Source organism: Vibrio cholerae (assembly GCF_008369605.1).
In the GTDB taxonomy this organism is placed as follows: Bacteria; Pseudomonadota; Gammaproteobacteria; order Enterobacterales; family Vibrionaceae; genus Vibrio; species Vibrio cholerae.
The window spans coordinates 172374-186313 of the sequence record NZ_CP043556.1 but is presented as its reverse complement, the minus strand read 5'-3'; the positions used below and the strand labels follow the sequence as shown (position 1 = coordinate 186313).

Annotated in this window: 12 protein-coding genes; 7 read left to right on the top strand and 5 right to left on the bottom strand. The window is 48.8% G+C overall.

Features of this window, described 5'->3' with window-relative positions; translation table 11 throughout:
* The first annotated feature begins 4 nt into the window (after window positions 1-4).
* Entirely contained in the window at window positions 5-2578 is a 2574-nt protein-coding gene (gene luxQ / locus F0316_RS14985) for a quorum-sensing autoinducer 2 sensor kinase/phosphatase LuxQ (protein WP_041052081.1), read from the top strand.
* Here luxQ and F0316_RS14980 read toward each other — a convergent pair.
* The 3 genes from F0316_RS14980 to F0316_RS14965 all read right to left on the bottom strand — a co-directional run bounded on the left by F0316_RS14980 (window position 2570) and on the right by F0316_RS14965 (window position 4633).
* Window positions 2570-3235: a PilZ domain-containing protein gene (locus F0316_RS14980; protein WP_000268198.1), complete on the bottom strand. Its 666-nt coding sequence runs from the start codon at window positions 3233-3235 to the stop codon at window positions 2570-2572. The genes luxQ and F0316_RS14980 overlap by 9 nt on opposite strands.
* Window positions 3236-3478: 243 nt before the next feature.
* The gene (locus F0316_RS14975) at window positions 3479-3997 is read right to left on the bottom strand and encodes a hypothetical protein (protein WP_000914961.1); all 519 of its coding nucleotides are present in this window, start codon (window positions 3995-3997) and stop codon (window positions 3479-3481) included.
* A 237-nt stretch (window positions 3998-4234) separates the two neighbouring features.
* Window positions 4235-4633, bottom strand: coding sequence for a YgiW/YdeI family stress tolerance OB fold protein (locus tag F0316_RS14965; RefSeq protein WP_000831416.1), 399 nt, complete (start codon window positions 4631-4633; stop codon window positions 4235-4237).
* Between the two features lie 201 nt (window positions 4634-4834).
* Between F0316_RS14965 and F0316_RS14960 the strand changes: the two genes are divergently transcribed.
* Window positions 4835-5140 carry a hypothetical protein gene (locus tag F0316_RS14960; RefSeq protein WP_001181133.1) on the top strand — a complete coding sequence of 102 codons (306 nt, stop codon included), beginning with the start codon at window positions 4835-4837 and terminating at the stop codon, window positions 5138-5140.
* A gap of 502 nt (window positions 5141-5642) precedes the next feature.
* Here the strand turns inward: F0316_RS14960 and F0316_RS14955 are convergent.
* Window positions 5643-6548 carry a LysR family transcriptional regulator gene (locus F0316_RS14955; RefSeq protein WP_000459760.1) on the bottom strand — a complete coding sequence of 302 codons (906 nt, stop codon included), beginning with the start codon at window positions 6546-6548 and terminating at the stop codon, window positions 5643-5645.
* A 108-nt stretch (window positions 6549-6656) separates the two neighbouring features.
* On the opposite strand from F0316_RS14955, the gene accD reads away from it, so the two are divergent.
* From accD to modC, 5 genes are all read left to right on the top strand, one after another.
* Window positions 6657-7523 (top strand): acetyl-CoA carboxylase, carboxyltransferase subunit beta, encoded by an 867-nt coding sequence (gene accD, locus F0316_RS14950; protein WP_000118600.1) that lies wholly within the window; start codon window positions 6657-6659, stop codon window positions 7521-7523.
* Between the two features lie 958 nt (window positions 7524-8481).
* A complete protein-coding gene (locus F0316_RS14945; protein ID WP_149560657.1) occupies window positions 8482-9936 on the top strand; it encodes a cobyric acid synthase in 1455 nt (484 codons plus the stop codon).
* Between the two features lie 11 nt (window positions 9937-9947).
* Window positions 9948-10706 carry a molybdate ABC transporter substrate-binding protein gene (gene modA, locus F0316_RS14940; RefSeq protein ID WP_172626059.1) on the top strand — a complete coding sequence of 253 codons (759 nt, stop codon included), beginning with the start codon at window positions 9948-9950 and terminating at the stop codon, window positions 10704-10706.
* Window positions 10707-10709: 3 nt separating this feature from the next.
* The gene (modB, locus tag F0316_RS14935) at window positions 10710-11405 is read left to right on the top strand and encodes a molybdate ABC transporter permease subunit (RefSeq protein WP_033930494.1); all 696 of its coding nucleotides are present in this window, start codon (window positions 10710-10712) and stop codon (window positions 11403-11405) included.
* A gap of 13 nt (window positions 11406-11418) precedes the next feature.
* The gene (gene modC, locus F0316_RS14930; protein WP_149560655.1) at window positions 11419-12519 is read left to right on the top strand and encodes a molybdenum ABC transporter ATP-binding protein ModC; all 1101 of its coding nucleotides are present in this window, start codon (window positions 11419-11421) and stop codon (window positions 12517-12519) included.
* A gap of 110 nt (window positions 12520-12629) precedes the next feature.
* Here modC and F0316_RS14925 read toward each other — a convergent pair whose 3' ends face one another.
* Window positions 12630-13883 carry a hydroxymethylglutaryl-CoA reductase gene (locus F0316_RS14925; RefSeq protein ID WP_033930492.1) on the bottom strand — a complete coding sequence of 418 codons (1254 nt, stop codon included), beginning with the start codon at window positions 13881-13883 and terminating at the stop codon, window positions 12630-12632.
* Window positions 13884-13940 lie beyond the last annotated feature (57 nt).

Below are 13940 nucleotides of genomic sequence, written 5' to 3'. Positions count from 1 at the left end.
GTGTTTGAACATTCGACCTAGCCAAATCAAGCATAAACAGCGCATCGCTTCTTTTATCACCCATGCTGTCGTGGTGGTGATGGGCGTTCTGATCGTCAGTGTATTATTCCAAAGTTACCAGATCAGTAGCCGCTTGATGGCTCAAGAAGGGCAACGCACCTCAGTTCAAACCTCTAGCTTGATTCAAAGTTTGTTTGATTTTCGTCTTGCGGCACTGCGAATTCACCAAGACAGCACAGCCAAGAACGCCAGTTTAATCAACGCACTTGTCAGCCGAGATTCGAGTCGGCTGGATGAATTCTTTTCCAGTGTCGATGAACTTGAACTCTCTAATGCGCCAGATCTGCGTTTTATCTCCAGTCACGACAACATCTTGTGGGATGATGGCAACGCCTCTTTTTACGGCATTGCCCAGCAAGAGCTGAATAAGCTTATCCGCAGAGTGGCGATCAGTGGCAATTGGCACTTGGTTCAAACGCCCAGCGAGGGAAAATCAGTCCATATTTTGATGCGTCGTTCATCACTGATTGAAGCGGGAACCGGGCAGGTTGTTGGGTATCTGTATGTAGGCATCGTACTCAATGATAACTTTGCGCTGTTGGAAAATATCCGCAGTGGCAGTAACTCAGAAAACCTAGTCCTTGCCGTCGATACTACGCCGCTGGTTTCTACCTTGAAAGGCAATGAACCTTATTCGCTGGACTATGTGGTGCACAGCGCCAAAGATGCTATGCGCGACAGCTTTATTGTTGGGCAAACCTTCTTAGAAGTGGAAAGTGTACCGACCTATCTGTGCGTCTACTCGATTCAGACCAACCAAAATGTGCTCACCCTGCGGGATAATTTCTATTTTTGGATGGCGTTTGCGCTGATCAGTATGATCGGTGTTTCCATCGCGTCACGCTGGTGGCTACAAAAACGCATTCAGCGTGAAATTGAAACCTTGATGAATTACACCCATAAATTGATGGATCTGGATACGAAAAGTGAGTTTATCGGTTCAAAAATTTATGAGTTCGACTATTTTGGGCGAACGTTGGAACAATCATTCCGTCGTCTCGCCAATAAAGAAAAGCAGTTTGAAGATCTGTTTAACTTTGCGCTCTCACCGACCATGCTTTGGAATACCTCTGGTCGGCTGATCCGCATGAACCCCTCAGCGCAAATCCAGTTTTTACGCGAAGATGCGCAAAACCATTTCTTATTTGAGATTCTTGAACGCCAACTGTTGCCGACCATCACTAAGGCGGCACAGGGCGATAATCCGAGTGACGTCACAACCGAAGTGGATGGTCGAGTGTACCGCTGGAACCTTTCGCCGATCATGGTGGAAGGGCAGATCATTTCCATCATTACTCAAGGGCAAGATATCACCACCATCGCGGAAGCGGAGAAACAAAGCCAAGCCGCAAGGCGCGAAGCGGAAGAGTCGGCACGGGTCAGAGCCGAGTTTTTGGCCAAAATGAGTCACGAATTGCGCACGCCGCTCAATGGTGTGCTCGGTGTTTCCCAACTGCTAAAACGGACCCCACTCAATGATGAACAGCGCGAACACGTGGCTGTGTTATGCAGCAGTGGTGAACATTTGCTCGCAGTGCTGAATGACATCTTGGATTTCTCACGCTTAGAGCAGGGCAAATTCCGTATTCAAAAGAATGAGTTTCGCCTTAAAGAGTTGGTGTGCGCGATTGACCGCATTTATCGACCTTTATGTAATGAAAAAGGCTTGGAACTGGTGGTGAATTCCAATATCACCACCGCAGCGATTGTGCGCAGCGATCAGATCCGGATTAACCAAATCTTGTTCAATTTGCTCAATAACGCGATCAAGTTTACTCACCAAGGTTCGATACGTGTCGAATTGCAATTAATTGAAGGTGATCCGTTAGCTCAACTGGTGATTCAAGTCGTCGATACGGGGATTGGTATCCGCGAACAAGATTTAACGGTGATTTTTGAACCCTTCATGCAAGCCGAATCGACCACCACTCGAGAGTACGGCGGAAGTGGTTTAGGCTTAACAATTGTGCACAGTTTAGTGGAAATGCTCAGTGGCCAACTGCACGTCAGCTCCGAGTATGGTATCGGTACACGTTTTGAAATTCAGTTACCGATTGAGCTGGTAGAAAAACCGGATGCGCAGCAGCAGTTGTTACCGGCTCCTGATCCTCAACCGTTATTTGATAAAACTCTGCGTGTACTGTTGGTGGAGGATAACCACACCAATGCCTTTATTGCTCAAGCATTCTGTCGTAAGTATGGCTTAGATGTGAGTTGGGTAACCGATGGACTACAGGCGATTGAAGAGCTCAAAATACATGACTACGACTTAGTGCTGATGGATAACCAGTTACCCTATCTGGATGGCGTTGAGACCACGCGCACCATCAAAAAAGTGCTGCATCTTCCGGTGGTGGTGTATGCCTGCACTGCGGATGGCTTAGAAGAAACACGGCAAGCATTTTTCCATGCGGGCGCGGAATATGTGTTAGTGAAGCCACTGAAAGAGCAGACTTTGCATAAAGCGCTGGAGCATTTCAAACATCATCATGGCCAAAAAAACGCTGGCTTAAATTGAGCCAGCGAGAAAAGCGTGTTCGAGAACCTGTTTTTTTAGCGTTTCCGTCAAAGTGATCGGTTGTTCAAACTGAATGCCGATCAAATGCCCATTCGATTTACGCCGAATATTGACGATATGGCTTTTGAGCCGCTTCGGCAGAAAGGGGTCGAGTTCACTATTAATCCGCACTTTAGAGCCCATATGGAGCTCATTTTCACCACGAATAAACACCCCGCAACCTGAAATGGAAAAGTCGACTAACGTGCCCGCATAGTTTTTGTTGTCTTCACTCACTTCAGCCGGGATCGCCACTTTATAACGTTCATGGCTACGAATCGCTTTGGTCGCAAAATGTTTGGGTGGGCGAATAAACAAAACACAGAAAGGCTTAGTGCTGGGCTGCAAAATGGAACTTTGAAACGCCAAAATATGCCCCAATTCAGTGTCGCACATACCGCGTAAGACGATCGCGACATTCTTGAGTTTACGCATCACCAAGGCTTGATGCGCCTTGAGCGGCAGATCCAGCACAATATATTGCTCAATTTTGTGGCCAATCAGGGTGGTGTGGAACGCATAAGTATCTTCAGGGCCAAAATGAATTTCAGCCGATACCTTCATCCCCGGTTTTAAAAGCAACGCCAGTTTATTCAGATCTTCAGAACCGACAGCCATGCAAAAAACTCTTAACTTGTTTTTATTATTGACAAAGTTATACACCGTAACGCGGGGTATTGACTACTTGGATAGAAAGATTCTTGCACTAAGTTGACGAAAACCGCCCCTAGCATGGCCACGGCTATTCACAAAATTCAAAAATACCAGCGATATAGGATGAAGAGGTGCAGGCAGCACCTCTAAAGGTTGGTATAGCCTTGCTTAAACGGGAACGTTAAGCAGGGGGCTCAAACAGAAAGCTTAAAACTGGAAGCGAACGCCCATACCGACTTGTGGTCCCCACACACCCGCATTACGCGCTTCTGCACTCAGCGAAAGCTGATCGGTTGAGTGAAAACGCACTCCTGCGATAAATACCGAATGGTCATCTAAACGGCCAAGTCTTAAATGTCCTTCCACCTGATTAGTGAGCCACGCACGAGCGCCAAGGTTGAATTCCAGTTGAGTATCTTTCTCGCCGCCCAATTCTTTAGGCATACGAATGTTGTGTACCAACATTTGCCCATACACATCGGCAAATTGATTAATCGGGCCATTAAAACCGATGCCGCCTGCGATATCCCAATCACTATCCAATTGAGAGTCAATACGAGCAATAAAGTGCGAGTTATCGGTAAAGTAGGTACTAAATTCCACACCGCCAGATTCAGGGTTCATTGCGGTTCTGAACTCAAGAAAATTGTAGTTAAAGTTATTGGCAAGGGCAGGAGTGGCAAGAGTAAGGCCCAGCAGTAGGCTCAGGTGCGTTTTTTTCAGCATAATGACGTTGTCCGCAAGCAATCAAATAGGTGGCAAAGATACCGTAACAAGAAGCAAATTACAGGCCATTTATTTCAATACCTTGCTTTTTGAAGGCTTTTTCGTCAAAAAATTGAAGGAGAGAAAGGCGCACCAGCCAAAATATAAAAAGCGGTGCGAAATCGGGTAAGTGAACCTTGGAGAAAAAAGTACAGCGATGTCCGAAAACATCGCTGTAATACAGAGTTTGCGCAGTGATTACAGCAGCTCGATATGATCCACTTCAATCTCAGGCGTGCGGCCGTTTTCAAACTCCCCAAACAGGCGCACTTTGGTTTCTGGCGTGAGCGTTGCGTTCAGGTGAATATCATCATCCAGCTCTACCTGAATTTCGTTGCTGCCATCAGAGAACATAAAGGTGTCTTTGCGCAGTTGGCGAACCAAATTGCCTTCCACCACGACTTTCTTCTCCATGAATGGGTTGGATGAATCCAGCAGCGATTGCACCTTCACCACTTCTACAGGGCCTTGGAACTGAACGCCCGCTTGAGTTTGGTTGTCGCCAATAAATTTAATGTGTTGCGCGTTATCCGCCGCGATAACCAAAGTGGGCGCCAGAATCAGAGCAGAAGTCAGAGCGATAATAGTACGTTTCATGGTTTTTCCTTTTTCATCAATGTGTCTCGAAGGAGACTGTTTGTTGTCTTGATGTGGCTATTAAATGCTATCGGATTTGAACCAATACTGAGGCGACGATTAATATTCGGTTCATTTTACGAGGTTTGATTCACGCAACACTGCCGGCCCAGTAGCAACCTATACTATGGAGAGAAGTGTCATTGTCTGTGGGGTGGAAAGATGCAAAATCGATTTAAGGTTCTGCTAGGCGTGATATTGCTTTTTCCCATGTTCGCGTTTGCCAAAATCAACATGGCGGAAGTGAATGCCTACGCTTACGAAGGATTGGCCGACATGTGCGCCAATTCTCGCCATATCACTGGCGAGCAGCAGAAAGAACTGCAAGCGATATATCTACAAACCAAACACGCTCGCCAAAAAATCTTACCCGCCAATAACGATTTTGCTCACTACGCCGCCAAACAGTTATGGGATATCCACACTGCGCCCGACTATGAAGAGTGCATTGCCCTCCTCAAGAAATAGTCACAACCTGCTCAATAAAGCCAGAACGAAAAAGCCGCCCCGAAGGGCGGCTGAAAGTGTGCAAGCAAAGGTGTTAAGTTGAACCTGTCGTTCACCGCAAACCTTAGACTGAATAGTTGCGGCGCTCAACCCTGTCGTGTATAAAACGCGAAAAGCAACTGTGTTCATATTTAATTGTGGTATGTATTAGTTGCAGGTAAGGCATTGTTGAGGGTGATGGGTTGGAGTTTGAAAGTTGTGTCTAAAGATGTGATAGAGACATGCGACACGAAAATGCCCCTTTCCAAGTTTGCGCAACAAAACGGTGGTAAATTTTGCCAGAAAATAGCCCGACTTTTACTAATGGCAGACCGCGCAATATCGATGCGCGGAATCTCCCAATTACTTGCACCATACTGCGTATACCAAGTAGCCTAACTTTTGTATAACAATTCGCTTAGCTAATCACCTACTCTAAAAGAAGTGGTTCAGACAAAGCCTTTCATAGAAATTGTTCTTCAGCTTATGTACTTTTATCTAAATTTGCTTGGCGCTGTAAGTGTTCAATAAACATCGGGATCTTTTTAGCCAAGTGTTTTCTGGAAGCATAAAAGACATACAAAACTAAATCTTCAGGTTCGTACTCCAGTTCTACGACGTTCAAAGAGCCTGCATCTATCTCATTACGACAGGATTCGATTGGTAGTATCGCGAATCCCAAACCAGCTAATGCGCCAGATTTGGCAAGATGTCCGCTATTAACCTTAAATGAAGACTGCACCTTTTGGGTAATTTGCTCACCTTTAGCATTTTTGAAAACCCAAGGAATTCCATTTAGTGCTGTAAAGCTATTGATGCACGGAACGTGTTTTAAATCGGTAATCTGAAAAGGTCTGGGAGAGACCTTTAGAAGTTGGGGGGATGCTACAACAGCACTTTGCCAGCGTTTAATCTCCTTAGCTACCCAATTATTGTCTTCAAGCTTTCCTCTGTGAAAGCTCAAAATAACGTCAAATCCATCAAGTAAATCCTCTTTAGGGCTGATACTCGTATCACAACATAATGAAATTGAGGGATGCTGGGTACAAAAAGAAACCACTGCTTGAGCTAAAACAGGCGAGTCTGGCATTAAAACTCTAAGTTGTCCCATGACTTCATAAGAATGCTGAGTCACTTCCTCAAGTGCGTCATTAAGCTTGTCCAGCAGTGGCTGTGTTCGTAAATAAAGATGTTCCCCTGCATCTGTCGGAGCTATCCGACGTGTAGTCCTGTCAAATAGTCGTGTATCCAGTCGCTCTTCCAGTAAAGCGATATGGCGACTGACATTTGACGTCGGTAAGTTTAGAAATTCCGCCGCGCGTTTAAAGCTGTTGTTTTCATAGACACAATGAAAACTTTTTAGCCACTGCTGGTCAATCTTATCAAACATTTCATTTCATCCCATAATATTGGATTATAAAACCCATATTTGACACTTTATTACCAGAAATTGGCTTATACAATGCCCCTTATTAAAGTTATCTGGTAAAGGTATCCCATGAGTTGGTTAGAAAAGCTGTTAGATAAAAAGAATATAATCAGTACACGTAAAGCGTCGATTCCAGATGGGGTATGGACCAAATGTCCCTCGTGCGACCAGATCCTTTACCGCATGGCTCTTGAGGAAAATCTGGAGGTATGTCCAAAATGCGATCATCATTTGAGAATGTCGGCACGCCACCGCTTAGACAGCTTTCTGGATAAAGGGGAACGAGTTGAGATTGCCAGTGAACATGAGCCACAAGATTTACTGAACTTTAAGGATCTGAGACGCTACAAGGAACGTCTTGCTATAGCCCAGAAAAGTACAGGAGAAAAGGATGCCTTAGTTGTGATGAAAGGAAAGCTACTGGGCTTACCAGTTGTTGCCTGTGCTTTCGAGTTTTCTTTTATGGCTGGCTCAATGGGTTCTGTTGTCGGCGCTCGTTTTGTTCGTGCCGTTGAGGCCGCTATTGAAGCAAATTGTGGATTAGTTTGCTTTTCTGCCAGTGGTGGTGCTCGTATGCAAGAATCTCTAATGTCGTTAATGCAAATGTCAAAAACCAGCGCTGTATTAAATCGTTTATCCAATGAAGGCCTCCCTTATATATCTGTATTAACAGACCAAACATTGGGTGGTGTATCTGCGAGTCTAGCCATGCTGGGAGATGTTAACATCGGTGAGCCAAAAGCAATTATCGGGTTTGCTGGGCGTCGAGTTATAGAGCAAACCGTTCGTGAGAAATTGCCCGAAGGTTTTCAGCGAAGTGAGTTCCTTTTAGAGCATGGCGCTATCGACATGATTGTGGATAGACGTGAGATGCGCAAGCGAATTGGGGGTATAATAGCTAAGATGACTCATAACACTATTTCGCTGGAAGCATAGTTTATAGTTTCTGTAACGAAGCTGATCTATCAGCCTGACTGATATTTCGTGAATATTTGCATAAATAATTTGAGCAACGCAAGGTTACGATGCATGCTATTGTCCATTTCCTTTCACGTACGGCACCGTATCAATCAGTGCCACACAGTCTTTTGTAATATCAAAAGTTATCCGTGAATAGCTAATTTAGTAAAAGCACTGACAAACTTCTGTCCATAAACGCGTTATCCCAAAATCAGCAATAGACTCCAAACGACCACAAATCCAGTTCCCTCCCCTTTTAGGGGAGGGTTAGGGTGGGGTATTTTAGTTTTCGCTGAAGTTTGTATTTTCCACGTTTAACTCCTCTGGCGTGAAATACCCCCTCCCAACCTCCCCCTATAAGGGGGAGGAGCGTGAAACATTTGAGTTTTGTTGAAGTGTTTATTTTCCACGTTTAACACATCTGGTGCGAAATACCCCCTCCCAACCTCCCCCTATAAGGGGGAGGAGCGTGAAACATTTGAGTTTTGTTGAAGTGTTTATTTTCCAGGTTTAACACATCTGGCGCGAAATACCCCCTCCCAACCTCCCCCTATAAGGGGGAGGGGCGAGCGATATTTGAGTTTTGTTGAAGTGTTTATTTTCCACGTTTAACACATCTGGCGTGAAATACCCCCACCCGTCCTCCCCCTAGAAGGGGGAGGACGAGTAATATTTAGTTTTCGCTGAAGTTTGTATTTTCCACGTTTAACACATCTGGCGTGAAATACCCCCTCCCATCCTCCCCCTAGAAGGGGGAGGGGCAACGAAGCCTGTACAAAACGCTTTCCCATTAAAAACAGCAAAGTACCAGACGCAGACCGTATTGAGGTATGCTAACGCCTCTTGGTTTTCGAGGGGCGAGGTTGCCCCTCTAGTTAACGTGGTTGCGCAGTGGGCGACACTGGCGCACTTCAATCCATCATTAAGTGATTGCATGAAAAAATGGTTAATGGTGCAAGGCACCACCTCAGATGCGGGAAAAAGCGTGTTGGTTGCCGGTTTGTGCCGAGTATTGGCGCGCCGCGGCATTCAAGTTTGCCCTTTCAAGCCCCAGAACATGGCGCTCAACAGCGCGGTAACGCCTGACGGGGGCGAGATAGGCCGTGCGCAAGCGGTACAAGCTCAAGCCTGTGGTATTGCGCCGAGCGTACACATGAATCCAGTGCTGTTGAAACCCAATTCAGATACGGGCGCGCAAGTGATTTTGCAAGGCCGCGCCTTATCCAACATGGAAGCCAACGCTTATCACGACTACAAAAAAGTCGCGATGGATACAGTCATGGATTCCTTCCAGCGCCTGCAACAAGAGTATGAAGCCATCATGATTGAGGGGGCGGGCAGCCCTGCGGAAATCAACTTACGTGAGAATGACATCGCCAATATGGGCTTTGCCGAAAAAGCCGATGTGCCGGTGATCATCGTAGCGGATATTGATCGCGGCGGCGTGTTTGCCCATTTATACGGCACCTTGGCGCTGCTTTCTGAGTCTGAGCAAGCGCGCGTAAAAGGCTTTGTGATTAACCGCTTTCGCGGCGACATTGGCTTGCTGCAATCGGGGCTTGATTGGTTGGAGCAGAAAACCGGTAAACCTGTGATTGGCGTGTTGCCTTATCTGCATGGTTTTGATCTGGAAGCCGAAGATGCGATTGCCGCGCAGCAAAACCTGTCGGCGGATCGCCAATTGCGTGTGGCGGTTCCCGTGTTTACGCGCATCAGCAATCACACCGATTTTGATCCGCTGCGGCTCAATCCCAATATCGATTTTCGTTATGTCGGGCAGGGCGAGTCACTGTCGGGCGCAGATTTAATCATCCTCCCCGGAAGCAAATCCACCCGTGCTGATCTGGCTTATTTACGCTCACAAGGTTGGGATAAAGAGATCCTCCGTCACTTGCGCTTAGGCGGCAAAGTGATGGGCATTTGTGGCGGTTTTCAAATGCTTGGAGAATGGGTACATGATCCGCTTGGTATTGAAGGTGAGGCTGGCAGCAGCGAAGGTCTGGGGCTGTTTGCGATGCAAACCGAGCTTACCGCCGAAAAGCGCCTCACTAACGTGCAAGGTCATTTGACCTTAGATGGCCAAACCGTGGCCGCGCAAGGTTATGAGATTCATGCGGGGCGCTCAAGTTGGGCAGCCGATCAAAAAAGCCCGATTATACTCAGTGATGGCAGCTTGGATGGGTTAGTCAGTGACTGTAATCAAGGCTTTGGCACCTATTTACATGGTATTTTTGACTGCCCTGAAACGGCATTGCGCATTTGCCAATGGGCTGGCGCAAAAGAGATTGAAGCGTATGATCACCGAGCGGCGCAAGAGCGGGCGATTGACCGTATTGCGGATGCGATTGAGCAGCACCTCAACCTCACGCTTTTGTGGCCTGACTTATAAGGAACATGCCCATGTTGACACGAATTCTGCTCCTGCTGTGTGTGGCGCTTAACGCGCCGCTGGGGAGCGCGAAAGAGACACTGCACATTTACGCGGCCTCATCGATGACCAATGCCGTCAATGCGTTAGTGGCTGACTACTCGCAGCAGCATGATGTGAAGCTGGTGACGGTGTACGGCGGCTCTTCTTCGCTGGCGCGTCAAATTGAAGCGGGCGCACCTGCCGATCTGTTTATTTCCGCCAATGAAGAGTGGGCGAATTACTTAGTCGAGAAAGGCTTAGTGAAACCGAACATGGTGGTGACGTTGGCGGCGAATAGTTTGGTGCTGATTCGCCCGACTGCGCAGCCGGTGGCAAGTTTTGAGCTGCAAGATGCAGCGGCTTGGCAAACTGCCTTGGCCGATTCTCGCTTGGCGGTAGCGCAAGTGGATGCGGTGCCTGCGGGCATGTATGCCAAGCAAGCGCTGCAACATGCGGGTGTGTGGCCTGAGCTGGAATCACGCCTTGCGCAAACCAATAACGTGCGTTTGGCGCTGGCGTTGGTCGAGCGTGGTGAATCGCCGCTTGGCATAGTGTACAAAACCGATGCGCTGCTCAGTGATAAAGTGACGATCGTGACGGCATTTTCGGCGCAGTCTCACCCGCCGATCCGCTATCCGCTGGCGCAATTGAATGATAAAACGGCGAGCGCCGAATGGGTGGCGTATTTGCGCTCAGACGCCGCGCAGCAAATCTTGCAACGTTTTGGTTTTGAGTCGGTGAGTGAGTAATTGATGGGGCTTACCGATTACGAATGGGCGGCGCTGGCGCTGAGTTTAAAAGTGGCAGGCTATGCGACCTTGTGGTTGCTGCCGATAGGCATTGTGCTGGCGTGGGTGCTGGCGCGCACCTCTTTTATCGGCAAAGGGCTGATTGATAGTTTGGTGCATTTGCCCTTGGTGCTACCGCCGGTGGTGATCGGTTATTTACTGCTGATCAGCATGGGGCGGCAGGGGTTTATTGGTCAGTGGCTCTATCAGGTGTTTGGGCTCAGCTTTAGCTTCAGTTGGCGCGGTGCGGTGCTCGCGTGCATGGTGATTGCGCTGCCCTTGATGGTGCGATCGATACGTCTCAGCCTTGAAAGTGTCGATCAAAAACTTGAGCAAGCGGCGCGCACCTTAGGTGCATCGCCGATGCGGGTCTTTTTTACCATCACGCTGCCATTAACCTTGCCGGGGATACTCACGGGCGTCATGCTCGCGTTTGCGCGTAGCCTTGGCGAGTTCGGTGCCACCATCAGTTTTGTCTCCAACATTCCCGGTGAAACCCAAACCATCCCGCTCGCCATGTTCACCTTTTTAGAAACGCCGGGTGCAGAAATGGAAGCGGCACGTTTGTGTGCGATCTCGATTGCCATCGCGCTCGGCTCGTTATTTATCTCGGAATGGTTAAGTCGGCGTATGCAGCGCCGCTTAGGTTTAACGTCATGAGTGGGTTAACATCATGAGTGAAGTGATTCTGCAACTGCAAAAGCGGTTGGGTGAAACCCAACTTGACGTGGATTTGCGTTTACCCGCCGTCGGGATTTGCGCGATCTTTGGGCGCTCTGGTGCGGGTAAAACGTCATTGATTAACCTTATCAGTGGGTTAACCACGCCCGATGTGGGCGAAATTCACCTCGCAGGGCGCATGCTCTTTAGTTCATCACAAGGTATTCAATTGCCGGTTGAGCAGCGCAAAATTGGCTATGTGTTTCAAGATGCGCGACTGTTTCCGCACTATACGGTGCGCGGCAATCTGAATTACGGGGTGACTGACGCTGATCCTGAATACTTTGCCAGTGTGATCCGCCTATTGGCGTTAGAGCCGCTCCTTGCCCGTTATCCTCGCGATCTTTCTGGCGGCGAAAAGCAGCGCGTAGCGATTGGGCGAGCGCTACTGTCAAAACCCGATTTACTGCTGATGGATGAGCCGCTGGCCTCGCTCGATATGCCGCGCAAAAAAGAGGTGATGCCATTTTTGGAAAACCTCGCGCAGCATTTTCGGCTGCCGATCCTCTATGTCTCGCACAGCATGCAGGAAATTTTACGCCTTGCGGATCATCTGGTGGTGTTGGAGCAGGGCAAGGTACTGAGCGCAGGGCCGATTGAGCAAGTTTGGTCATCCAAAGCGATGCGGCCTTGGCAATCATTCAGTGAGCAAAGCACGCTGTTTTCTGCCACCGTAGCCAAACATCACCAAGTCTATGGTTTGACGCAAGTTCGCTTAGCGGAGGATGTGTGGCTTTGGGTGCAGCAAGTGGAGGCGGACGTGGGCAGCAGCGTGCGTATGCAGGTGCGCGCCAATGATGTGTCGATAGCGCTGGATAAACCGACCGCAAGCTCGATTCGCAATATTTTACCGGCTCGCATTGTCGCGATTGAGCACCAACAGCCGAGTAAAAAAAGTGTCTCGCTTAAGCTGGAGCTCGCGCCACACTGCTACCTGTGGGCAGTGGTGACGGAGTGGGCTCACGCCGAACTCGCGCTAGAGATCGGTATGCCTGTCTTTGCCCAAATTAAAGGGGTGAGTGTGGCGCAGCGTGATGTGATTTTAACGCACTAACTGATGGTTATCCCCTTTCTTTGATCCCCTTTCTACTTACAACACCAAGCAGAAAGGGGACAGTCGCAGAACAAATTGAGGTAACGGTATACACGCAATGTGCTCAATGCTCAGCGTGCGAGCTTATGGTGCGCACGGGAAAAATGCCCCGCGCAAAATGCGCCAACGATCGATAATTCACCGGCTAAACAGAGTGCTGCGGCCACTTCGGCTAAGGCTCGCGCGTGGCCTTTCCCGGCCAATCCCATCAGCGATAAACAGGCGTGTTGGCTAGGGAGATGGGTGCCGCCGCCAACGGTTCCGACCATCAAATTAGGCAGGGTGACACTGGCGTATAAACCGCCGTGAGGGTGGATCTCCATGCGCGTCATCCCTATTGCGGATTCGGCTACACACGCGGCATCTTGCCCACACGCAATATAAAGCGCGGCAAGGGCATTGGCGTAATGAGCATTCACACCAATCGCGCCACTGAGTGCGCCGCCCACTGTCGTCATTTGCCCAAACTGCACCATCTGCTCTGGCGTGGTGTGGAGATACTTTTTGACTAACTCGGCAGAGAGATGCACTTCTGCGCTGACTTTTTTGCCGCGCACGCTGCGCAGCGTATAGCTATTGGCTTTTTTGTCACCGGAGAGATTGCCATCGAGAAAGGCTTGCACTGGCGCAACCGGTGAGTGGTGCATGATGAACTCAAAAACAGCGTGAGTGGCAATCGTCACCATATTTTGACCGCTGGCATCGCCTGTGGTGTATTCAAAAACCAGATAGACGTGATTCCCTTCGATATTGACCTGAATATCTTTCAGTTTGCCGTGCGCGGTGGTGGACTGCGCTATCTCTTTCATCTGCTCAAATTGGCTGGTCACCCAACCGACAAATTGCCCGGCTTGCGCCAGCGAAAGAAAAGCAAACACGGGCGTGCGAGTCACCCCTTCATTGAGCAGTAGCGCACTTGCGCCGCCTGCTGCAGTGATGAGTTGGCTACCACGATGGTATGACGCCACTAACGCCGCTTCTGTGGTGGCCAGCGGAACCAAATAGTCCCCTTGCGCATGGGAGCCGTTAATACGCAGTGGCCCCGCAATACCGACAGGCAGTTTCACTGTGCCGATGAAATACTCGATGTTTTTTTGGTAAGCCTGCATGGTGCGCTCGGTTTGCTCATCCAAAAGCAGAGCTTGCGCTTCGGGCGCGGCGAGTTTTTGCCAACGCTTCATCACTTGTTGCTCGGTAAGAGCAGGGCTTGGCGTTAGGCGGACACTGGGTCTATCAAATCGGGGAGCAAGCTGATCTATCAATCTATCGGGAGCTAGCGTCGCCACATCTGGCGAATAAAGAGGTTGCAAAGCAAGCTTAGGCATAACAGTTCTTGGTATTGAGTTTGCTGGGCATTGTAAAGCCAACGAGGTGAATTTCAA